Raw genomic sequence first — 22,506 nt, 5'->3', positions numbered from 1 at the left:
CGAGCACCAGATTGCGGTGTGTGAAGACGATACATTGTCGAAAGTTCGAATCGAAACACACAAATCTATTACATACCCATTCGCTGGAGCGTGATCTCGCAAGAGAAAACGACCTGGCTACCGAATTTCTTGACGACCATAGAGCATTGGAACCACCTGATCCCATCCCGAACTCAGCAGTGAAACGATGCATCGCCGATGGTAGTGTGGGGTTTCCCCATGTGAGAGTAGGTCATCGTCAAGATTAAATTCCGAAACCCCTATCTGCGTATGCAGGTAGGGGTTTTGTTTTGTCCGCGAAAAAGTACTCTCCCTTAACGCACAAATTGGCGCAGTTATTTTTGACTCATGCCTCTAGAATAGGGCCAACTTTTTCGGAACAGTGCCTTTATGTCAGATCCGGTTGACGCCGTAAGGCTGTCAGAATTACCGCTGGACGATTTGGTCGCGTGTCATGAGTGCGACTTACTGATGCGCAAACCTGAACTCGCCCATGGCGAGAAAGCGCTGTGCCCGCGCTGCGGCTATGAGCTCTACGCCCATCGGCACAACGTCGTACAGCGCAGTCTCGCTTTGGTTATCGCCGCTTTATTGTTGTACGTGCCGGCGAACTTTTTACCCATCATGGAACTCAATCTACTCGGGCAATCGTCGAAGGACACCGTTTGGAGCGGCGTTGTGGCCTTGTTCGATACCGGCATGCAAAGCGTCTCGGTGATTGTGTTCCTGTGCAGCATGGGAATCCCTTTGCTCAAGCTGCTCTGCCAATTGGCCGTGTTGTTGAGTATTCGCTTTGATATCGGGCGCAGCTACGGCTTGCTGCTCTATCGCATTTATCACCATTTACGGGACTGGGGAATGCTTGAGGTTTACCTCATGGGCGTACTGGTCGCGTTCGTAAAACTGGCAGATATGGCAGCCATTAGCGTAGGCCTTGGTCTGGTATGTTTTATCAGTTTGCTGTTGGTTCAGGTCGGGTTGGAGGTTGTGATGTCGCCTCATCAGATCTGGCAGGCTTTATCAGGAGAGGATGCCCATGCGGGCGATTGATGCAGGCATTCTGATTTGTGCGGAATGTCATGAGTTGAACAAGCAGGACGCTGACAGCGACGAGCAAGTCTGCACCCGTTGCGGCGCGCTGGTTCATGCCCGTCGCCCGAACAGCCTGGTGCGCACCTGGGCGCTGTTGTTTACCGCTGCGATTCTCTACATTCCCGCCAACGTGCTGCCGATCATGACCATCAACTCACTTGGCAAGGGCGCCCCCAGCACCATCATGTCCGGCGTGATTGACCTGGTTCATTACGGCATGTTTCCCATCGCGGCGGTGGTGTTCATTGCCAGTATCCTTGTGCCTACGTTCAAACTGGTGGGCATCGGCTTGTTGCTGTTTTCGATACAGCGCCGCCAGCCACTCTCGGCTCGCCAACGAATCTGGATGTACCGCTTTATCGAGTTCATCGGCCGCTGGTCAATGCTGGATATCTTTGTGATCGCCATCCTGGTGGCGGTCGTGAATTTCGGACGGCTTGCCAGCATCGAAGCCAACCTTGGCGCCATCGCCTTCGCCAGCGTGGTGATTTTGACGATGCTTGCCGCAGTTTCTTTCGATCCCCGACTGATTTGGGATAACACGGAGTCGGACGACGACCATGACTGATTTGCCTACAGCGAAAACCCGACCGGCCTCGAACTGGTCAGCCATCTGGATCCTGCCCTTGGTCGCTTTGATCATCGGCGGCTGGCTCGGCTGGCGTGCCTATAACGAGACCGGCATCGAGGTTCAGGTGCGGTTCGAAAGTGGTGAAGGCATCCAGGCGAACAAGACCGAAGTCGTCTACAAAGGCATGTCCGTCGGTAAGGTAAAAGCTCTGAAACTCGATGACGAAGGCGCTTCCAAAGGCGTGATCGCGACCATCGAGATGAATAAGGATGTCGAGCAATACCTCAGGACCAGCACTCGCTTCTGGCTGGTCAAACCGAGTGTGACGCTGGCCGGTATTACCGGTCTGGAAACCTTGGTGTCGGGCAATTACGTGGCGATCAGCCCCGGTGAAGGCGAGCCCACTCGCAAATTCAAGGCGCTGGCCGAAGAGCCGCCCCTGTCCGACGCCAAACCGGGATTGCACCTGACCATCAAGGCTGATCGCCTCGGCTCGCTGAACCGTGGCAGCCCCGTGTTCTACAAGCAGATCAAAGTTGGCCAGATCAAAAGCTATGTGCTCTCGGAAGACCAGAGTACGGTCGAGCTTAAAGTGTTCATCGAGCCTACCTACGCCAATCTGGTGCGCAAACACACACGTTTCTGGAACGCCAGCGGCATCAGCATCGACGCCAACCTGTCCGGTGTGAAAATTCGCAGTGAATCGCTTGCCAGCATCGTCGCCGGTGGTATTGCCTTCGCCACGCCAGAGAATCGCAAGGATAGCCCGCCCACCGATCCAAGCCTGCCGTTCCGTCTCTACGAAGACTTCGATGCGGCTGCGGCCGGTATTCGGGTCAAGGTCAAACTCACCGACTTCGAAGGCTTGCAGGCTGGCCGTACGCCGGTCATGTACAAAGGCATCCAGGTCGGCAATCTGAAAGCGCTGAAGATCGATCCGGACCTGTCCGGCGCCACCGCCGAACTGACGCTCGATCCATTGGCCGAAGATTACCTCGTCACCGGCACTCAGTTCTGGGTAGTCAAACCGTCAATCTCCCTCGCGGGCATCACCGGCCTGGAAGCGCTGGTCAAAGGTAACTACATCGCCGTGCGCCCTGGCGACAAAGGCTCCGCGCCGCAACGCGAATTCGTGGCACGGCCCAAGGCGCCGCCGCTGGATCTGCGTTCACCGGGCTTGCACCTGGTGTTGTTTACTGAAAACCTCGGTTCGCTGGAAGTCGGCAGCCCGATTCTCTACAAGCAGGTCAAAGTCGGTTCGGTGCAGAGCTATCAGTTCTCCAAGACCAAGAAACAACTGGTGATTGGCGTTCACATCGAGAAGGAGTACGAAGGGCTGGTCAATGCCTCGACGCGCTTCTGGAATGCCAGCGGTATCACGCTCACGGGCGGACTGACGGGCGGGATACAGGTCAAAAGTGAATCGCTGCAAAGTTTGATGGCCGGTGGTATCGCCTTTGAGACACCGGAAGCCAAAGCCCCGCTGCAAAAGAAGATCCCGCGTTTCCGTCTGTTCGCTAACCATGACGAAGCCAATCAGCAAGGCACCGTGGTCACCATCAAGGTCGAGAGAGCCGATGGCTTGCGTGACGGCACACCAGTGAGATTCAAAGGGCTGGATGTCGGCAAGATCGAGGACGTTGACCTCTCCGATGATCTGCAATCGGTGATGCTCACCGCACGGATCACCGTAGTGCCAGAACGTATTGCTCGTGCAGGCAGTCAGTTCTGGGTGGTCAAGCCTGAGTTGGGGCTGATCAAGACCCGCAATCTGGAAACGCTGGTGACCGGTCAATACATCGAAGTACAACCTGCAGCGAAGAACCTCGGCCCGCAGAAGAATTTCGTCGCGTTGGCCAACCCACCAGAAACGGCCAAGCAGGACGCCGGCTTGAGTCTGGTCCTGAGTGCCGCTCGCCGTGGTTCGCTGAAAACCGGTGTGCCGGTGACGTATCGCGAAATTACTGTTGGCAAGGTCACGGGCTACGAACTTGGGCAGACGGCAGATCGTGTGCTGGTGCACATTCTGATCGAACCGAAATACGCACCGTTGGTGCGCAGCGGTACGCGTTTCTGGAACAGCAGCGGTTTTGGTTTTGACTACGGCTTGTTCAAAGGCGCAACGGTACGCACTGAATCGCTGGAGACGCTGATTCAGGGAGGCATTGCCTTCGCCACCCCGGACGGCGATCGCATGGGTAGCCCGGCGCGAGCTGAGCAAACCTTCCCGTTGTTCGACAAGTTTGAAGATGAATGGCTGACCTGGGCGCCGAAGATCGCAATCGGCAAATAGTTCAGGCGCCTGTGATGCCGCCTTCGCGGGCAAGCCCGCTCCCACATTGAATCCGGTGCACACCGAACCATTGTAGGAGTGAGCCTGCTCGTGAAGAGGCCCACAAAAGCGCCGAAAGATTCCCACAAAAAAGGCCGCGGTCCATTGGATCGCGGCCTTTTCGTATCTGGCGGTTTAACTCAAACCGCATCCAGCTCCGGCTCATCCTCCTGCGCAACAACGCTCGCCTTCACCTCGTCATGACGGCGAATGTACTTCCAGTCCGCCTCGTCGATGTAGATCCCGTTCGGCCCGCTGCCACCTTCCAGGTCAATCGCGACACTGGCGCAAACTTGCGGTTTCACACTCGCCAGGATCGGCACGAAGCCCAGTTGCAGACTGGTTTCCAGCAGCGCGGCCTGATTCTTCTCATCGATGTCCGCCGCCTCGTCGAGGTAGTAAGGCAGGCGCACGCGACCGGCCTGGTCGCGGTCCATCAAGTGCAACAACAAGTACATGTTGGTCAGCGCCTTGATGGTCATCGTGGTGCCGTTGGACGCGGCGCCGTCGATGTCGGTGTGGATCACCGGCTGACCGTTGACCTTGGTGATCTCGAACGCCAGTTCGAACAAGTCCTTGAGGCCCAGCTGGTTGTGGTTGGCCGCCACCAACCGCGCCAGGTATTCCTTGGCTTCTTCGTTCTTGTTGTCCTGCTCGGCGCTTTGACTCAGGTCGAACACGGAGAGGGTTTCGCCTTCTTCGTATTGGCCGGCGCTGTGGATGATCTGGTCGATGTGCTTGAGCGCTTCCTTGTTCGGCGCGAGCACGATGCGGAAGCTTTGCAGGTTGGAGACCTGACGCTTGTTGATCTCGCGGTTGAACAACGCCAACTGATGCTCGAGGCTGTCGTAGTCGCTGCGGATGTTGCGCAGGGTCCGGGCGATGTCGGTGACCGCCGCGCGGCGTGCCTTGCCCAGCGTCAGGGCTTCGTCGGTACGGTGCGCGTACGCGTTGATCAGCAACTGCAGGCGACGTTCCATGTCGTCTTCGCTGTCGAACTTGGCCACACCTTTAAGCCGGACCTGTGCGTACAGTGCTTCGATCTGACCGTCGCTGCGCAGCAAACCCTGCCAGCTGTCCTGATAGTCATTGAGCAGCGGCAGCAGGTTGTCCATGGAATCGTCGATCGGGTCCATGAACGGTGTGCCGAACGGCATGTCGGCCGGCAACAGCTGACGGCGGCGCAGGGCGTCGTCGAGGGTGCGTTGCTTGGCCTCCATGTCGCCGATTTGACGGCCGACCAGTTGCAGCTTGGCCGACAGCTGCTGGACGCGTTCGGTGAAGGCATCGCTGGAACGCTTCAATTCGTCCTGCGCCGCTTCCATCTGCGCCAGTTGTTCAAGCTTGTCGCCTTCCTCGGCGCTCAAGGTTTGCGCGCGACGGAAATCTTCCAGAGCCTTCTGCGCGTCCAGCACTTGCTGGTACAGCGCTTCCGTCTGGGTCTTGCTCGCCGCACGGTCAGCGACCACGGCGGCTTGGGTTTTCAGTTGCTTGAGTTCTTTTTCCAGACGCTCTTTCTGATCACGCAACGCGGCGCGATCAGCCAAGGCTTGCAACGCTGGAGGCTCGATGTGCGAGATGTCGATGGCCAGCCCCGGGACTTCGAAACGCTCGCCTTTGAAACCATCGAGGATCAGCTCCAGGGATTTGACCCACTGACCTTCCTCGTCCAGCGTAATCCCGTGCTCGCCCAGCGGCAGACTGAACAGCGCGCTGTTGAACAGACGCATCAGGCGCTCGACGTCCTGCTGCGAGAACTCTTCGCGCAGGCGGGCGTAGCTGTTGTTGTCGGCGTGATCGAGTTGCTGCTTCACCGACTTCAGGCGTTTTTCCAGATCGCGCAGACGCTCTTCGAGGTCTTCGGCAGAGAACTGCCGCGACTGTGCCAGCGCACCGGCCAGTTCATCGTGCGCGTCCTTGGCGGCGAGCAGTTGCTGCTCCAGCACTTTGACGTCATCGACCAACGCGAAGCGATGCTTGAGCACCGACAACTCGCCGAGCCAGCGCTGGATGCCGGTGATTTCCCGTTCCAGGCGCATCAGTTCTTGCGTGCCACCGCGCTGATCGTTTTGCAGCGCGTCCTGCTCGTTGCGATAATGCTCGGCCTGTATCGTCAGCTCTTCCTTGCGCGCACTGGCGTAGTCCGACCAGGTGCCGAGCAAGGAGTCGAGCAGCGGCGAGATGCGGTGCAGTTTGCCGCGCAGGATATTTCGCTGGGCCACGCCTGCCGCAAGGGCTTCGACCAATGGGCCGGCGGTGACCAACGAGTTGTAGTCCTGCTCCATGCGTCGTACATCGCGGAACGCTTCTTCGCACGCGGCGATGTAGTCGACGCTGCCGGAACGCAGGCTGTGCTCGAACGCATCGAGGAACAACTGCTTGAGCTTGGCCGCGGTGATTTCGCGCATGTGCAGCAGGTTGATGAACAGCGCGCGGAACGTCTTCAGGCTCTGCTCGCTGGTGGAGCGCAGCGGGATCAGCGTCAGGTCCAGCGGGATCGAGGTGTGACCGCCGACCAGCAAACGACGCAGTTCATCAGGCTTCAACTCGTAAGCTTTCAGGCCTTCGCGTTCAAGGTTGGTGAACAGTTCTTTCTGGCGCAGGCAGGTGTCGTTCTTCTGGTAGTGCGCCAGGTCCAGTTTGCCGGCATAAGCAAAGAACTGGTGACCGAAACCACCGCCCGGGCCGCGACCGACTACGCCGATCACATGCGGGCCGTGGGGCAGCGACACTTCAACCAGGATGTAACTGGTGTCTGAGGCGAAGTAGAAACGCCGGGACTGTTCCAGGCTGTACTTGCCGAAACTCATGTCCGACATGCGCGCCAGAATCGGGAACTGCAAGGCGTTGATCGAGGCGGATTTACCGAGGTTGTTCGCGCCGTAGACCGACAGCGGCTCTTCCAGCGGGAACAGGCCAAGGCTGTAACCGGCGGTGTTCAAAAGGGCAAAGCGGCGAATGCCGTAGCGTTCCTTGCTCATGCGTCGGTCTCCTGTTCTTCGGCAATGGCGCGGGTCATGGCGGCTTCTTCGCTTTCTGCTTCTTCGAAGTCACTCAGGTCCAGCGGATCATCGGTTTCCAACAGCTTTTCGTCACTGTCGTCATCGATCAGCACCGGAACCGGCAATGGCAACACGCTGTGCAGGCTGGCCGCCAGATCACGGTCCTGTTGAACCGACAGGCAGACATCGAGGAAGCGGTGCATCGGCGGCAGGAAACGGTAGATGCCGTTTTCTTCGCCGGCGAAACCGAGCTGGGTCATGCGGCGCATGATTTTTTCTTCGAGCTCTTCGACGGTCTGCACTTCGGCCTGGATGAACAGGTCGCGGTACTTTTCCAGCAAGGAAGGCAATTCATCGCGGCCGAGGCTGCCGCCGTCGAGCACGGCAACCGGGTCACGCCCCTGATCCGCCAGGTGCTCGACGAGGATGAAGGTGAACAACGCCAGTCGTTGCGCGGTCTTGTTCACTGCGGCGGCGGCGAGGTCCGGCACGAAGTAGTAGAAACCACGGGTGTCGCACACCAATTCAAAGCCCAACGCCTTGAACAGCGTGCGGTACTGGTCCTGGAAGTTCGACAGCTGCGCGTACAGCTCCGGGTCGCGGCGGCTGACGTGGTAGCCCTTGAACAGCTCGCGAAAGATCGGTGCCAGTTGGGACAGTTCGTTTAGATCAAGATGCATTTGGAGTGCTCGCAGAATCCTCGGCGGCGGTGTCGCCGGCCGAGAGCAGGGCGAAGGAGCGCAGGCTGACCTGATGCTCATGAGTGTGGTAATCGCGGCGTTCCAGACGCTCGCGCTTGAAGCGTTTCTCGCGAGACAGGCGCGAGAACCAGTACAGCAATTCGTCGGTCGCGCCGTCCGGCTCTTGCTCCAGCAGCCAGGTCATCAGGTCCGGCATCGGCAGGGCGTCTTCGCAGCGTTCGAGCATTTCGCGAACGGTACGTGGCGCGCGCGGGGCTTCGCCTTTCTGGGTCTTGTGAGCCTTGGGGAAACGCGCCGGTTTCGGCTCGAAACGGGCCAGCGCATACACATAGGCTTCAACCTGACTGGCGCTGCCGAGGAAGGTGCTTTGCGGGCGGGTGAACATCGGCATCGCAGCTTGCGGGACGGCGTCGATGCCTTTGCGACGAATGGCCGACAGGGCCAGCGCCGCTCCACGGGTCACGGCATTGTGGCGACGGGCTTCTTCACGCAATGGCAGCAGCAGTTCGCGGGCATGACGCAGGGTCAATTGCGCGCTGGTCTGCATTTCGAGGATACGGGCGTGGGTGCGCAGCAGCATGTCGTCGTCGACCAGATGGCCAAGGCGCTGTTGCTCGCTGAGCATCTTCAGCAGCACGGTTTCGACCTTGCGCACGCCTTGTTCGAAGGCGCCGTCGGCGTTCACCAGGTCAATCATCGGCTCGACGTATTCGTCCCAGGTCGCCAGTACTTCAGCGTAACGCTGACGCAAAGGAATCTGCCGATCGCTGGTTTTCGCGCGTTCGGCCACGGCCACCAGTGCCTGTTCGTCGTTATCGAGTTTCTTCAATACATCGCGCACGCGCATGTCGAGCAAGCGCAATTGGCGCGCCAGATCATGGCCATCACGAATATCGAACGCGTCCTGAATGTAACCGGCCAGACGTTCGAGGTGGCGCAAATAGGCTTCGATTTCCAGGCACAGGCCCAATCGGTGCTCACGGCGCAGGTAGGCGAGGAAGTCGTGGATCTGCGCATTGAGCTCGAACCGGTTCGGGCTTTTCGCCACGGGCACCAGAATGTCGAGGCGGATCCACACGTCCAGCAGGCTGGTGATGTCCTGCGGCGTACTGTCGAGTTGCTGGGCGGCCAACTGTGAACGCAGTTCGTTGAGGCTCAAGGTGCCTTGGTCGAAGTGCTCGCACAGTGGCTCCAGAAGTGCCCAGTGTTCAGCGAGGGCGCGCAAGACGCGCTTGGGTTCGATCATCGGAATGGCCGGCTGGTTGGCGATTAAAAGCCGCGATTGTACTGCATCGCGGGCGTGTCGATTCACTCTCGGGACAGGCAGTCGTTTTTTCTATCGGAGAAGTCTATCGATCAAGCGCGGGCGATCTTGAGCGAAGGGCGGTAGAATCACCGCACTTTAGTTATCCACAAGTGGCCGACCTTTGCTTATCGAGTCCCGTCGCCGCGCTTATTTGACCGCCATGCAGGTGGTCAACTGGCTGCCGCGCACAGAATTGCCCTTTGCCGCGCCTTCGCGCCCCGAGCTGCTGGAGATGCCTGAGCCGTTGGTCGTCGCGCCGATGGCTCCGGTTGCGCCCGCGCCTGTGGCGGATTCGCCCGTGGAACCGCTGGTCAAACCGGCAGAACGGGTGAAAATCGAGGTGCCGCGTCCATCGTTGGCCAGTACGCGCACCAACGCCAAGGTCGAAGAAGAGGTAGCGCCGGTCGTCGCCAAGGTTGTGCAAGTGCCGCCACCGCGCTTCGCCCTGCAATTGCTGCGCGCCGGTCGGTGCCTGCTGCTGGTGGAGTTACCCACAGGCGAAACGTTCCAGACTCGCGATCCCGCCTATCTATTGCTCAAAGACATGCTGCGCGCCGCCGGTCTGCCGGACAGCCCGCAGATCGTCGGCGAGCCGGTACGCTGGCCGCTACTGGCTCGCGGCACCATGGATCAAGGCCCGGAAGCGGCGCGCGACTTCGTGCAGGGCTTTCTCTCGGCGCGCATCGAAGACGCGCCCTGCGTCTGCGTGTGGCTGATCGGCCTGCCGGCGGTGCGTTTTGCCGGTGAGGCCAACGCCGAATCGTTCAACCGTGAACTCCAGGTCGAAGGCCTGGGCTCGGTCTGGGCCCTGCCGGGTCTGGAATTATTAATGGAAGAGCCACAGCGTAAGGCTGATGTATGGCAAGCCATGCGTCGGCTGATGGCGCGCTGGAAAGAATCAAATGAGTGACGCTGTATCGTTCCGCCCGATGACCGAGGCGGACCTGGACGCTGTACTGAAAATCGAATACGCGGCCTACAGCCATCCCTGGACCCGCGGCATTTTTCTCGACGGGCTGGGCAAGTACCAGATCTGGCTTATGTTCGAAGGACAGCAGCAGGTCGGGCATGGCGTGGTGCAGATCATCCTGGATGAGGCACATCTGCTCAATATCACCGTCAAACCGGAAAATCAGGGCCGTGGCCTGGGTTTGACGCTGCTGGAGCATTTGATGTCGATTGCCTACAAGGCTGAGGCGCGGGAGTGTTTTCTCGAAGTGCGCGACAGTAATCGATCGGCGTTTCGCTTGTATGAACGGTACGGGTTTAACGAAATTGGCCGGCGTCGGGATTATTATCCGGCCGTTGGTGGTCGGGAAGATGCTGTGGTCATGGCCTGCACCCTCGTCGACTGATCCTTTTTAAAAGCTTCGCGAGCAAGCCCGCTCCCACATTCGACCGAGTTCTATATGAAGAACGCGATTAAATGTGGGAGCGGCGGTGCGACGATTCGACTTGCTCGCGAAGGCGGCTTAACAGGCGCTACAAATCACCGATCCTTATCCAGCGGATCCCGCCGCGCCATCTCCGCCTCATCCAGCCCATTCCCCCCGCCAATGGCATCCTCATCGACAATGCTCAAATCCCAATCCGCCTGATCACCGTCACCCGCTTCATGAGCATCCCGCGCACCATCCTCGTGGATCAACGTTTCCGGGCTCATGTCATCATCGGTAGACTCGTGATCATCGGTCGAAGCCCCCGTCATACCGGCTTCACGCACGCGCTCGCGAGGCATTAGCCGTTCGCGTTCGGTTTCCGGCAGTTCGTCACCGATTTTGGCGCTGGGTTCTTCCTCATCGAAATCCAGCTCATGCATCGAGCCCATGCGGTCTTCGTTGTCGTCGATCGGCTCAGGTTGCGCCGCATCGTACGGACGTCGTGATTCAGTCATGGCAATTCCTCATACTGTGGGCCTTACTAGGGTGGACCCACTGGGCTCCTGAGAATTCCACCGGCTTAACTTGCATCAAGCGCGTGACCCCGACGGGTGGTTGTTTGTCAAACCAGCGCATCATTCTTGAGGCTTTACAGCATGAACGAATTACAAGATCTGATTGATAACAACGAACGCTGGGCTGAAGCGATCAAACAGGAAGATCCGGACTTCTTCTCCAAGCTGGCCCGCCAACAGACGCCGGAATACTTGTGGATTGGTTGTTCCGACGCGCGCGTGCCGGCCAACGAGATCGTCGGGATGTTGCCGGGCGACCTGTTCGTGCACCGCAACGTGGCTAACGTGGTGCTGCACACCGACCTCAACTGCCTGTCGGTAATTCAGTACGCGGTGGACGTGCTCAAGGTCAAACACATCCTGGTTACCGGCCACTACGGCTGCGGTGGCGTGCGCGCTTCAATGCAGGATCGTCAGTTGGGCCTGATCGACGGCTGGTTGCGCTCGATTCGTGACCTCTATTACGAAAAGCGCGAAGAGCTGGCCGAACTGGCGACTGAAGAAGAACAGGTCGATCGTCTGTGCGAGCTCAACGTGATCCAGCAAGTGGCAAACGTCGGCCACACCAGCATCGTGCAAAACGCCTGGCATCGTGGGCAGCCGCTGTCGATCCATGGCTGCATCTACGGGATCAAGGACGGTCGCTGGAAAAGCCTGAACACGACCATCAGCGGATTTGAGCAACTGCCGCCGCAATACCGTCTGCGTCCTGTCGAGAAGAATTAAGCCGTTTAGCAAAGACCGCGCCGACGCAAGTGGTGATAAAACAACTGGCCGTCGGCGTTTGGCGGTTCATCGTAACCGGTGATCCAGCCTCGGCACTCCGGCAACGCGCACTGGCAGGCGAACTGGCGCAGCAGTTTGTCTTCAGTTGCGGCGAAATCCATCGTCAGGCTGTCGCCTTTTTTGATGTCTTTCAGCGCCCACAACCACAGTTCGCTCATGTCGAAAAACACGTTGGGGTCGCAGGAATGCCGCAACAGGCCGCTAAAGCGCGGGTCAAAGACGTGAATCCCGGACGCCAGTTGCCGCGTGTGTCGAGTGCGATAAGGCAGTAAATGCCCCGACACCCGACACCCGGCAGATTCGGCTAATCCGTGGAAATTCGCGCAGCGCTGCGACGGCTACCGCTGAGCCATCGGCGTTGGAGATGATTTCGAAATCGGCCAGCGATGGAAATCCAAGGCTGACTGGCAGCTCTTGAAACGGATAAACGCCATCCGGCGGGTGTTCTGAAGTTTGGTGCACGGGATGAGATTTCATAACGATCCTTGTCGGCAGTGCGTTGCGACTTCCCAAACTGACGAGCCTGTCAGCCCTGCAACACAGGTATACCTCAAGATCTCGCATATGAAACGATGGGTCTACTGTCAAAACTGACAGGGGCGATGTGCGCTTTTGCGCGTCAGCCTTGACTGACGCGCAAGGTGATTACAGCGCAGGTGCCGGAATCGCTGTTGCGGGCGCCGGGGCTTTCAGCTGTTGGAGCTGGGCCTTGATCGGCGTTGTCGCGCACTTGGCCGCGGCTTGTTCCGGGGTCAGGTTGCGGATCGAGGTGTAGAACAACTCGCAGGTTTTTTCTTTCTGCGTCACTTGCCAGGTTTGTGTGCAGCTTTTCAGCTGGGCAGCAGGGTCGCTGCCCGGTTTGCTGCCCATGCCGGCCTGCCAGCACGCGGCGCTCAAATCCTGGCCCATGACTGTCAGGCCCGCCGCATCAGCTGTCGCTTGAGCATCGTCGCCGGTGTAGCTGTCCGGGTTGGCGGCGTACCAGATGTAACTCGGATGGTTCGAGCCCAATACCGGCACGTTCAGGCCTGTCTTCGGGCTGATCGTGGCCAGGCCTAATACATCGACGGTCACACCATACTGCTGCTTGATCCAGTAACGCACCGGCGCGCCGAAGGCGACCATCGGCAGCGCCGCGCCTTTGGTGTTCTGGCTGACTTCCTTGACCATGGTGGTCTGATAGTCCTTGAAGTAGCCGTAGACACCCTCCAGATCCTTGCCGGCGCTGGCCGGTGCGGCAATGGGCGCGATGTCGATGATGGTCTGATAGCCCGGCGTCTGCTCGGCGGGGATGCCGTTATCCGTCAGCAGCGTGGCCCAGCGATCCGTGGTCGCGGAGCGCAGGTAATCCTGGGCCTGGGTCAGGGAGTAGTCCGGCGGGAAGTGCAGCAATTCGACACTCTTGCGGTTTTCCAGGGCCATGCCCAACGGCAGGAACAAGTACCAGTTGTAGGCCCATTTGCTGTCGGCGTTGAGTTTTTTGGCGCCGGTGTAGGCCAGATCGCCGGCATCGAGCAGTGCGGCCAGTGGTTTTTCGTAACCCTTTGGTACACCACTGATGTCGGCGTAGAGCTGATGGTTATCGGTCTTTACTCGCACTTTCGCAGCGCTGTAGCCGTCGCGTTGCACACTTTGGGTCAGGTAGTGCTCGACAGTCTGCTCAAGCGTCCAGGGACGAAAGCAGATCACGTTGCAGTTGTTGGGGTAGGCAAAGAGCCGGGTAACGCGTTCGGTGCTGCCCAGTTTCAGATCGACATCGGCGTGGGCCGTGGCACTCAGGGTGAGGGCCGCGAAGGCTAGTCCTGTGAGTTTCAGCATGCTCAGATCCTTTTCAGCGTGGTCCCATTGATTGGGTGCACACATACTGGATCAGCGCCGTTACACAGAACAATGGGCACGCCGGGCTTTTTTGCGCGGGACCTGAGTTGTGTTTTTACCGGAACTCCCGGACAGGGGACCCGGCCCGGGATAGGTCTTTCAAGCTGGAAGAAAGCAGAAGTGTTACAACAACTTCAATGCCAGATGAGTGCCAGCACGCAAGTATTCGACTTGCGCAAGTACGGCATCCCTGACGATGGCCTCTCCGGTATCGGTCAGTTTGGCTTTTTTGGCATCAATGATGGAGGTTTGGGTTAATTGCATCACTACATCCATCGCTTTTTGTAGGGCGGTCAGATTGTTGTGCTGACCGAACTCACGGACGACAGCATCCATCCGGCGGTCGGCGTCATCACGCAGTTTTTTGTATTCAACGACTGAAACCCTACCGTCCTGGTAAATTTCATTGATCATCTCTTCCAGCGTTTTCGATATTAAAGACATGTGCTTGTTCATCCTTGGTCAGTGCAGTTTTTAATGTGGAAGTTTTTGAACTGACGAAGTTTACTCAGCGATTTACAGCTTGGAGATAGGAACTGACCGGGTTTCATGTCAGGCGCAACCGAGTCAATACGTAGGAAAAGTCCCGGTACTCATAGCGGACGACACGCAGTGTTTAAGCCCTCAGGCGTTGAATCTCAGCGCATTGGTCAAGTCACCCATTGGCTTCTGCCCGCGAGCAATCATCCCATCGTCCCGCTGCTTGAGCCCATCGAGCTTCTCCAGTCCGAACACCCGAGTGATCAAACGCAGAATCGACGCTGTGTCATAGACCGTGTGATCCACCGTGCCTTTGCGCGCGAAGGGCGACACCACTAGCGCCGGGACTCGCGATCCCGGCCCCCAGCGATCGCCTTTGGGCGGTGCGACGTGATCCCACCAGCCACCGTTTTCATCGACCGTGACCACAATCACCATGTTTTTCCATTGCGGGCTGTCGCGCAGCACTTTCAGCGCGCGCACGATGTGCCGATCGCCGGACGCCACATCGGCGTAACCGGCGTGCATATTCAGGTTGCCCTGGGGTTTGTAGAAGCTCACGGCGGGCAACTGGCCGGCCTCGGCATCGGCGAAGAATTTGTTGCTGCTCGATTCATCGCCCACGCCGGCGTCGCGCAGACGCTTGTTGCGTTCGACCGGGTTCTCCGGCCCCAGTTGTTTGAAGTAGTTGAACGGCTGGTGGTGATACTGGAAGTTGGGGATTTTCGGGATGCCACCGGAGTCCTTGAACTGATCCAGCGTCGCCTGCCAGGCGCCGGCGTACCAGGCCCAGTCGATGTTCTTCTTCGAGAGCTTGTTACCGATGTGTTCGTGGGTCTGCGGGACCAGCACGTTCGGCAGGTCCGGTTTGGCGTAGGCCGGGCGGTCCGGGTCGCGAATCCATGTCGGCCAGTAAGGCGGCGCGAGCGTGTTGACGCCGTAGCCATCAGGGGTCAATGCGCTGGGGCCGAATTGCGGTGGACCGGTCATGGCGCTGGCCGGGGATTTGTCCAAAGGCTTGAGCCGTGGGTCCGTCGGATCGTCGCTTTGCAGCACGGCGATCTGCGCCTTGGCCACTGAGTTGACGGCGTCCGGATAAAACGGCGCGGTGGCGCTAATCAGGTATTGGTGATTGAGAAACGAACCACCAAATGCGCCCTGGAAAAAGTTATCGCAGAGGACAAACTCCTGGGCGACGTCCCACAAACGCAGGGAATAACGACTCTGCGCGTAATGGCCCATGGTCAGGCCACCGGAGTCAGACCAGGCGACAAAACCATCATTCTTGCCACCGTTGATCTGCATCTGGTTTTGATAGAACACGTGCCACAAATCGCGGGTAACCAAGCCAAACGGCAGGTCTTCAGCGTTCGGGCCTTTGAGCGCAAACGGTGCGTTGGGCAGTTGCTCCTGAAACTGGGTTTCACTGGGGTACGTTACGCCATCCAGGGTTTGCGGGCCGATCTGCAAAACCCCGCCCCACACTGGTGGCAGCGTCTGCAACAGACTGCCATCGCGATCACGCTGTTGATACTCGCCAGGCTGGAGGGATGACAGTGGTTTTTCGACGCCAGGGAAATCGCCGAACAGATTGTTGAAACTGCGGTTCTCGGCGTAGATCACCACCACGGTTTTCACCTGGTCGTGCAGGGCTTTGTCGATTTCCGCCGGGGACAATGGCTGTTCGACCGGTTTGCCCGGCTCATCGCCCTGATTGCCGCAAGCACTCAACGTTGCGCCGACACCCAGCACCGCAACGCCACCCAGAAAGCGCCGGCGGCTGGTATCGGTGGGCGCATCTGCGTCGGGAGAAGGAGAGTCGATGATGTCTTTATCGTCAGTCATGCCACGTCCCGTTTAGCTGAGTTTGTTGCAATATGTTTCGGCGGACGCTAGCAGCGGGATGTGACAGAAGGGTTACGGTCTTGAGTGCAGCAAAGCTCTTGTAGGAGTGAGCCTGCTCGCGATAGCGGTTTGGCAGTCACATCAATGCTGGATGGACTACCGCTATCGCGAGCAGGCTCGCTCCTACAGTTGTTTTATGGTGTTTGATGGATCGGGGGTTAAGGCATCACCGGCGCCGTATACGTCAACGTCGTCCCCAGCGCCCACAGCAGAAACAGCACCAGCGGTGTGTGCACCAGCAATTGCACGAACGAGAACCCGATCAAGTCCCGCGCCTTCAGCCCGAGCACGCCCAGCAGCGGCAGCATGTAGAACGGGTTGATCAGGTTCGGCAGCGCTTCGGCTGCGTTGTAAATCTGTACGGCCCAGCCCAGGTGGTAGTTCAGGTCGGTGGCGACTTGCATGACGTACGGCGCTTCAATGATCCACTTGCCGCCGCCGGAAGGGATGAAGAAACCGAGAATCGCCGAGTACACGCCCATCAGCAGCGCATAAGTATCGTGGGTGGCGATGCTGACGAAGAAGGTCGAGATGTGGTGCGCGAGGGTCTGAGCGTCAGTGCCTTTGACTGTGGTCATCAGCGCAGCGATCGAGCCGTACAGCGGGAACTGGATCAGCACGCCCGTGGTGGTCGGGACTGCGCGGGCCACGGCATCGAGGAAGCTGCGGGGACGCCAGTGCAGCAATGCGCCGAGCATCAGGAACAGGAAGTTGTAGGTGTTCAGCCCGGAAATGGCGCTAATCGCCGGTTTGGTCGAAAACTCGTGGAACAGCCAGCCCGCCGCGAGTGCCACCAGCAAAAGGGTCAGCAGAGGGCTGTGTTCCAGCCATTCGCCAGGGCGGGTGCGCGGGGCCAATGGCGGCAGATTGAAGCTTGGGTCGATGCCGCAGGCTTTGGCGTCACGGGCGGTGTTAGGGCCTGGCGCGGTGGCGTAGGCGATGATCAGCGAGACCACGATCAGCGCCAGCAGCATCACGCCGGACTGCCACAGAAAGATCGTTTGGGTGAACGGAATGACCCCGGTGATCGACAGGATCGACGGCGGCAGGCTGGCCGGGTTGGCTTGCAACTGGGCGGCCGACGACGACAGGCCCAGGGCCCACACCGCGCCTAGCCCCAGATAAGCCGCTGCACCGGCGGCACGGTAATCCATTTTCAGATCGACGCGGCGGGCGAGGGCGCGCACCAGCAAACCGCCAAACACCAGCGACAAGCCCCAGTTCAGCAGTGAGGCGACCATGGAAATCAAGGCGACCCACGCCACGGCCGAGCGACCGTTTTTCGGGATCCGGGCCAGGCGATCGATGAGTTTCACGGCGGGTGGCGAGGCGGCGACGACGTAGCCACCGATGACCACGAACGCCATTTGCATGGTGAACGGGATCAGGCTCCAGAACCCGTCGCCGAACGCCATGGCGGCGTCAGTCGGTTTGGCGCCCATGAACAGGGTGGCGACGGCAACGATGATCACCGCCAACGCGGCAAATACCCAGGAGTCGGGGAACCAGCGTTCGGCAAAACTTGAGCAGCGCAGGGCAAAGCGGGCGGAGCGGGTATCTTCGATAGCAGCGGCCACGGGTGTACCTCGAATTTTTATGTTTGTTGTGGTCTTTCGGGCTGCAAAGGCCCGTCTGGACAGACGCCAACAGTAAATCAACCTGTCGTGTTTTGTGACGAAGTTTTACCAAAACAGGACTATGGTCTAACGGCTTGTCCATGGACGCGTTTGCGTAGACCATGGGCGCCTTGGTTTTTACCGGCTGCAGAGTTCTTTTCATGACTGCCAACACCCCTTCGCGCCCGACGCCTTTTACCCGCTCGGATTACAAGACCCTCGGCCTTGCGGCCCTTGGCGGCGCGCTGGAAATCTACGATTTCATCATTTTCGTGTTCTTCGCCCTGACCCTCAGCCAACTGTTCTTCCCACCGGAAATGCCCGAATGGCTGCGCCTGCTGCAAAGCTTCGGGATTTTCGTCACCGGTTATCTGGCGCGCCCATTGGGCGGGATTCTGATGGCGCATTTCGCCGATCGGCTGGGGCGCAAGAAAGTCTTCAGCTTGAGCATCCTGATGATGGCGCTGCCGTGCCTGCTGATCGGGATCATGCCGACCTACGCGCAGATCGGCTATTGGGCACCGCTGCTGCTGTTGGCGTTACGTGTCCTGCAAGGCGCGGCGGTGGGCGGTGAAGTGCCGAGCGCCTGGGTGTTCGTCGCCGAACACGCGCCGGCCGGGCATCGCGGGTATGCCCTCGGGTTCCTGCAAGCCGGGCTGACCTTTGGCTACCTGATTGGCGCGCTGACGGCGACCTTTCTCGCGCAAGCGTTCACCCCGGCGGAGATTCTGGATTTCGCCTGGCGTTATCCGTTCCTCCTGGGCGGTGTGTTCGGGGTGATCGGCGTCTGGTTGCGTCGCTGGCTCAGTGAAACCCCGGTGTTCATGGCGATGCAGGCCCAGCGCGATGCCGCCGTCGAACTGCCGCTGCGCACGGTCCTGCGTGAGCATCGTCTGGCGATGTTGCCGGCGATGATCCTCACCTGTGTGCTGACCTCGGCGGTGGTCGTGTTTGTCGTCATCACCCCGACCATGATGCAGAAAACCTTCGGCATGACTGCCAGCCACACCTTCGCCCTGAGTGCGTTGGGCATCGTGTTCCTGAACATCGGCTGCGTGCTCGCCGGGTTGCTGGTCGACCGTATCGGCGGCTGGCGCACGGTCATGCTCTATAGCCTGCTGCTGCCGATGGGGATTGGCGTGCTTTACGGCTGCCTGATCACCGGGGGCAATTGGATCGGCTTGGCCTACGCAATTGCCGGACTGAGCTGCGGCGTGGTCGGCGCCGTGCCGTCGGTAATGGTCAGCCTGTTCCCGGCGCGGGTTCGCGTCTCGGGGATTTCCTTCACCTACAACATTGCCTATGCCGCGTGGGCAAGCATCACACCGCTGTTGTTGATTGGTCTGATGCCGTGGAGCCCGTGGATCTGCGTGATCTTCTGTGCGGTCATGGGCGCGGTGGGTGTGGGCAGCGCGGCGTACTTTGGCGCACGCCTGCCCAGAGCCGGCCATTGCGCGACCGCTGGCGCAATGTAATCGCCGGTTGATACGGCAACTATTTTTGTAGGACAACCCTGAAACACGCTTCAGAAAAGTTTCGTACCGCCGATGGCTAGGCTGAATGTCGCTTTCTCTCCCAGTCCATCGGTGCTTTCCCATGTTCAACAAACGCTTGAAGCAGGAGCTGTCGGCTCTTCGCGAAGAACTCTCCAGCCTTCAGCAAGTGAAGGACAGTCTGGAAAGCGAGATGCTGGTCCTGACCCTTGAACCCGATGGCCGGATTCAATCGGCCAACCAGAACTTCCTGGGTGAAATGTTCTACAAGAGCGGTGACCTGGTGGGCCGGAACATCGACGAGATCGTCCCGGTCCATGTCAAATCCGACGAATTCCACCGCCGCTTCCAGAACGCGCTGACCCGTGGCGAGCATTTCGCCGGCGCCGTGCGTTTGCTGCGTGGTAATGGCAAGGAAGCATGGTTGCGTTCGATTGTGCAGCCGGTGCGCTCGGCGGACGGGCGAATCAAACACTTCTCGATTTACTCCAGCGACCTGACCCGCACCATCGAAGCGTCCCGTGAGCACGAAAACCTGATCGGCGCGCTGGTGCGTTCGACGGCGGTGATCGAGTTCGACCTCGATGGCAATGTGCTGACGGCCAACGACCGTTTCCTCAGCGGCATGGGTTACAGCCTCGCGCAGATCAAGGGCAAACATCACCGTACGTTCTGTGAACCGCAGGAGGCCAGCAGCGCCGAGTATCAGAATTTCTGGCGACGCCTGAATGCCGGTGAATTTGTCGCCGGCCGTTTCAAACGCGTCGACAGCCATGGTCGTAGGGTCTGGCTGGAAGCGTCCTACAACCCGGTGGTCGACGCTAACAACAAGCTCTACAAAGTGGTGAAGTTCGCCACCGTGATCACCGATCAGGTCAATCAGGAAAACGCCGTTTCCGAAGCGGCCAACATTGCCTACAGCACTTCTCAGCAAACCGACCAAAGCGCCCAGCGCGGTACGGCCGTGGTGACTCAGGCGGTGGACGTGATGCGCGACCTGGCCAAGCATATGCAGACGGCTGGCGATGGCATCGAGGCCTTGAACGAGCAATCGCTGGTGATTGGCACCATCGTCAAAACCATCAGCGGCATCGCTGAGCAGACCAACTTGCTGGCGCTCAACGCGGCCATCGAAGCGGCTCGTGCAGGCGAACAGGGCAGGGGCTTTGCTGTGGTCGCGGACGAGGTCCGGCAGTTGGCCTCTCGCACCAGCCAGGCCACCGATGAGATCGTCGGTGTCGTGCGTCAGAACCAGGAAATGGCGCGCAATGCCGTGGCCCTGATGACCGACGGCAAGCTTCAGGCAGAACAAGGCCTGGCGCTGGCGGCGGAAGCCGGCACGGTGATCGTCGAGATTCAGGACGGTGCGCAGAAAGTGGTGAACGCGGTCGGTCAGTTTGCCAATCAACTGGCGACTTGATGCCCGCCATCGCGGTGGAAATAGCTACAATCGGCTCTTTTCCCTGGAGCAGACACCATGAGCGTTTCCCACCGCCGCCCGGTTCCTTTGTCCAAGGCTTATCGCCTGCTCAATCACGGGCCGACCGTACTGGTGAGCGCCGCCCATGATGGCCAGCGCAATATCATGGCCGCTGCCTGGGCCATGCCGCTGGATTTCGAGCCGCCGAAAATTGCCCTGGTGCTGGACAAGTCCACCTGGACCCGGCAACTGCTCGAAGCCTCGGGCACCTTCGTCCTGAACGTGCCCTGCGTCGCTCAGGCGGATATCACCCAGACCGTTGGCTCGACGTCAGGCCTGGAATTGACCCAGGGCCAAGGCCAGGACAAGTTCCAGGCTTATGGTTTGCAAACGTTCAGCGGTGAGCTGATCGATGCTCCTATGCTCGAGGGCTGCGTGGCGTGGCTGGAATGTCGACTGCTGCCAGAGCCCACCAATCATCAGCAATACGACCTGTTCCTGGCCGAAGTGATTGCCGCCCAGGCGGATGATCGGGTCTTCAGCGACGGCCGTTGGCACTTCGAAGGGCATGACGCCTTGCGCACCTTGCACCATGTCGCGGGCGGGCATTTCCTGATGATTGGCGACCCGGTGGACGGCAAGACACTGGCGTAACGCCTCACACCCACACGTCATTGACCGCCGTGCGTTCACCGCCTTCACTGCCGGTGTTCAGTACGCCTTTGGGTTCGATCAGCAGCAGCTTCACTTCCTGCTCGGCGGATGGTTTGTGCTCGACCCCTTTGGGCACCACGACCATTTCGCCTGCGTTGACCAACACGAAACCGTCACGAAACTCGAGGCGTAACTGGCCTTCGAGCACGATGAAGGTTTCATCGGTTTCCAGATGGTCATGCCAGATGAAATCCCCCAACAACTTCACCACTTTGAACTGGTAGTCGTTCATTTCGGCGATGACCCGAGGCGCCCAGTGTGCGTCGATGTGGGCGATTTTTTCAGCAAAGTTCAGGCTTTTGTAAGCGGACATGAAGCGTCTCCCGTGGTTGACCGTGAACCCACGATAACCAGCGCTCAGGTCTGCTTCTTGTACGATTGTGCGTGGCTCAGCGACGGTGCATTTTCATCCAGCGGGCGGGCGACAGACCGTAGGTTTTGCTGAATTGGCGGGTCATGTGGCTTTGATCGGTGAAGCCGGCAATCAACGCGGCGCTGACCAGCGACTGGCCCTGGATCAACAGCGAGCGCACCAGGTCCAGGCGCCGCATGGTCAGGTATCGATAAGGGCTGGTGCCGAACAACAGGCGAAAGTCCCGTGACAGGCTCCAGCGATCACGACCGCTGTGATGCGCCAGTTCCTCCAGTGTCACGGTGCGATCCAGTGCGCTGTGAATGAACTCCCGCGCACGCTCCGCAGCCACGTAGTCGAAGCTCTGGTAGCGGGCGGAAGTTGTTCCCGAAACGCTGCTCAGAGCCTGCGCCAGATCGTACAGCGCGTCCTGTTCCTCCAAAGGATCGAGGGGGCAATCCAGGCTGCGCAACAGCACGTCGGTGGCGGCGAACAGGCGAGGGTCGGTCGACAATCCGGTCTTGATGAAAGGCAGTGGTTGCCCGCCGAGCATCTGCTGGATCAGTGCCGGTTCGATGTACATCATCCGGTATTTGAACCCGGCCTCGGTGCCGGCCTCGCCATCGTGGACTTCGTCCGGATGCAACACCAGCGTCCCGCCCGGCAGGCTGTGGCGCCATCCGCCGCGGTACTGAAAACTCTGCACGCCGGCCAGGGTTCGACCGATGGCGTAGGTGTCGTGACGATGAAGGTCGTAGCCATGGCCTGCAAAAAACGCTTCGAAACGTTGCAGGCCGCCCACGTCGGGCGCGCGGTGGAACCAGTCGATGGGAGGCGTTTGCTTGGCCATGGTGTGGGTGTCTTGAACGTAATGAAGAACACGTTACCCCAGTGACCGACGGGC

The 22,506-nt window shown here is 59.3% G+C and carries 19 protein-coding genes, 1 rRNA gene and 2 pseudogenes; 11 read left to right on the top strand and 11 right to left on the bottom strand.

From position 1 onward, the window contains the following. Window positions 1–128: 128 nt before the first annotated feature. The 4 genes from rrf (at window position 129) to EAH78_RS17420 (ending at window position 3,956) form a co-directional block, all read left to right on the top strand. Window positions 129–244 (top strand): 5S ribosomal RNA (gene rrf, locus EAH78_RS17435). A gap of 146 nt (window positions 245–390) precedes the next feature. Then, window positions 391–1,050, top strand: coding sequence for a paraquat-inducible protein A (locus tag EAH78_RS17430; protein ID WP_140668592.1), 660 nt, complete (start codon window positions 391–393; stop codon window positions 1,048–1,050). Further along, a complete protein-coding gene (locus EAH78_RS17425; RefSeq protein ID WP_140668591.1) occupies window positions 1,037–1,660 on the top strand; it encodes a paraquat-inducible protein A in 624 nt (207 codons plus the stop codon). The genes EAH78_RS17430 and EAH78_RS17425 overlap by 14 nt, the downstream gene beginning before the upstream one ends. Further along, complete coding sequence (locus tag EAH78_RS17420; protein WP_140668590.1) at window positions 1,653–3,956, top strand: PqiB family protein; 2,304 nt, start codon at window positions 1,653–1,655, stop codon at window positions 3,954–3,956. Before EAH78_RS17425 ends, EAH78_RS17420 begins: the two co-directional genes overlap by 8 nt. A gap of 179 nt (window positions 3,957–4,135) precedes the next feature. Here EAH78_RS17420 and mksF read toward each other — a convergent pair whose 3' ends face one another. Genes mksF through mksB form a run of 3 tightly spaced genes read right to left on the bottom strand, consistent with a single transcriptional unit; the run spans window position 4,136 to window position 8,944 of the window. Beyond that, window positions 4,136–6,976: an Mks condensin complex protein MksF gene (gene mksF / locus EAH78_RS17415; RefSeq protein WP_140668589.1), complete on the bottom strand. Its 2,841-nt coding sequence runs from the start codon at window positions 6,974–6,976 to the stop codon at window positions 4,136–4,138. After that, a complete protein-coding gene (gene mksE, locus EAH78_RS17410; RefSeq protein WP_140668588.1) occupies window positions 6,973–7,677 on the bottom strand; it encodes an Mks condensin complex protein MksE in 705 nt (234 codons plus the stop codon). The genes mksF and mksE overlap by 4 nt, the downstream gene beginning before the upstream one ends. Then, the gene (gene mksB, locus EAH78_RS17405) at window positions 7,667–8,944 is read right to left on the bottom strand and encodes an Mks condensin complex protein MksB (RefSeq protein WP_170219131.1); all 1,278 of its coding nucleotides are present in this window, start codon (window positions 8,942–8,944) and stop codon (window positions 7,667–7,669) included. Before mksB ends, mksE begins: the two co-directional genes overlap by 11 nt. A gap of 220 nt (window positions 8,945–9,164) precedes the next feature. Here mksB and EAH78_RS17400 point away from each other — a divergent pair, with 220 nt between their 5' ends. Further along, window positions 9,165–9,914 carry an energy transducer TonB gene (locus EAH78_RS17400; RefSeq protein WP_140668603.1) on the top strand — a complete coding sequence of 250 codons (750 nt, stop codon included), beginning with the start codon at window positions 9,165–9,167 and terminating at the stop codon, window positions 9,912–9,914. Further along, window positions 9,907–10,359 (top strand): ribosomal protein S18-alanine N-acetyltransferase, encoded by a 453-nt coding sequence (rimI, locus tag EAH78_RS17395; RefSeq protein WP_046030107.1) that lies wholly within the window; start codon window positions 9,907–9,909, stop codon window positions 10,357–10,359. Before EAH78_RS17400 ends, rimI begins: the two co-directional genes overlap by 8 nt. A 134-nt stretch (window positions 10,360–10,493) precedes the next feature. Here the strand turns inward: rimI and EAH78_RS17390 are convergent, their stop codons facing one another. Then, complete coding sequence (locus EAH78_RS17390; RefSeq protein ID WP_140668586.1) at window positions 10,494–10,898, bottom strand: serine kinase/phosphatase; 405 nt, start codon at window positions 10,896–10,898, stop codon at window positions 10,494–10,496. A gap of 141 nt (window positions 10,899–11,039) precedes the next feature. On the opposite strand from EAH78_RS17390, the gene can reads away from it, so the two are divergent. Beyond that, window positions 11,040–11,684 carry a carbonate dehydratase gene (gene can, locus EAH78_RS17385; protein ID WP_140668585.1) on the top strand — a complete coding sequence of 215 codons (645 nt, stop codon included), beginning with the start codon at window positions 11,040–11,042 and terminating at the stop codon, window positions 11,682–11,684. Window positions 11,685–11,689: 5 nt separating this feature from the next. Here the strand turns inward: can and EAH78_RS17380 are convergent. The 5 genes and pseudogenes from EAH78_RS17380 to EAH78_RS17360 form a co-directional block, all read right to left on the bottom strand. Further along, window positions 11,690–12,221, bottom strand: a pseudogene (locus tag EAH78_RS17380) (SET domain-containing protein-lysine N-methyltransferase). Between the two features lie 168 nt (window positions 12,222–12,389). Next, on the bottom strand, window positions 12,390–13,562 hold the full coding sequence (locus EAH78_RS17375; protein WP_140668584.1) for a hypothetical protein: 1,173 nt from the start codon (window positions 13,560–13,562) through the stop codon (window positions 12,390–12,392). Between the two features lie 183 nt (window positions 13,563–13,745). Then, window positions 13,746–14,066: a hypothetical protein gene (locus tag EAH78_RS17370; protein WP_140668583.1), complete on the bottom strand. Its 321-nt coding sequence runs from the start codon at window positions 14,064–14,066 to the stop codon at window positions 13,746–13,748. A gap of 180 nt (window positions 14,067–14,246) precedes the next feature. After that, window positions 14,247–15,947 (bottom strand): acid phosphatase, encoded by a 1,701-nt coding sequence (locus EAH78_RS17365; RefSeq protein WP_140668582.1) that lies wholly within the window; start codon window positions 15,945–15,947, stop codon window positions 14,247–14,249. 218 nt (window positions 15,948–16,165) lie between these two features. Next, window positions 16,166–17,584 (bottom strand): short-chain fatty acid transporter, encoded by a 1,419-nt coding sequence (locus EAH78_RS17360; protein ID WP_140668581.1) that lies wholly within the window; start codon window positions 17,582–17,584, stop codon window positions 16,166–16,168. Window positions 17,585–17,784: 200 nt separating this feature from the next. Between EAH78_RS17360 and EAH78_RS17355 the strand changes: the two genes are divergently transcribed. The 4 genes and pseudogenes from EAH78_RS17355 to EAH78_RS17345 all read left to right on the top strand — a co-directional run bounded on the left by EAH78_RS17355 (window position 17,785) and on the right by EAH78_RS17345 (window position 21,190). Next, window positions 17,785–19,098, top strand: a complete 1,314-nt coding sequence (locus EAH78_RS17355) for an MFS transporter (protein ID WP_140668580.1) — start codon at window positions 17,785–17,787, stop codon at window positions 19,096–19,098. Between the two features lie 85 nt (window positions 19,099–19,183). Further along, window positions 19,184–19,948, top strand: a pseudogene (locus tag EAH78_RS33380) (PAS domain-containing protein); the annotation flags it as partial. Continuing rightward, window positions 19,928–20,536, top strand: a complete 609-nt coding sequence (locus EAH78_RS33375) for a methyl-accepting chemotaxis protein (RefSeq protein WP_240051890.1) — start codon at window positions 19,928–19,930, stop codon at window positions 20,534–20,536. The pseudogene EAH78_RS33380 and the gene EAH78_RS33375, both read left to right, overlap by 21 nt. 57 nt (window positions 20,537–20,593) lie before the next feature. Then, window positions 20,594–21,190 (top strand): flavin reductase family protein, encoded by a 597-nt coding sequence (locus EAH78_RS17345; RefSeq protein WP_140668578.1) that lies wholly within the window; start codon window positions 20,594–20,596, stop codon window positions 21,188–21,190. 4 nt (window positions 21,191–21,194) lie between these two features. Here the strand turns inward: EAH78_RS17345 and EAH78_RS17340 are convergent, their stop codons facing one another. After that, on the bottom strand, window positions 21,195–21,563 hold the full coding sequence (locus EAH78_RS17340; protein WP_140668577.1) for a cupin domain-containing protein: 369 nt from the start codon (window positions 21,561–21,563) through the stop codon (window positions 21,195–21,197). Window positions 21,564–21,639: 76 nt separating this feature from the next. Continuing rightward, complete coding sequence (locus EAH78_RS17335; protein ID WP_140668576.1) at window positions 21,640–22,452, bottom strand: AraC family transcriptional regulator; 813 nt, start codon at window positions 22,450–22,452, stop codon at window positions 21,640–21,642. Window positions 22,453–22,506 lie beyond the last annotated feature (54 nt).

Origin of the sequence: Pseudomonas arsenicoxydans (assembly GCF_006438915.1) — a bacterium.
Taxonomy (GTDB): Bacteria; Pseudomonadota; Gammaproteobacteria; order Pseudomonadales; family Pseudomonadaceae; genus Aquipseudomonas; species Aquipseudomonas arsenicoxydans_A.
Note: the sequence above shows the minus strand (reverse complement) of the source record. Positions and strands in the feature narration are given on the sequence as shown.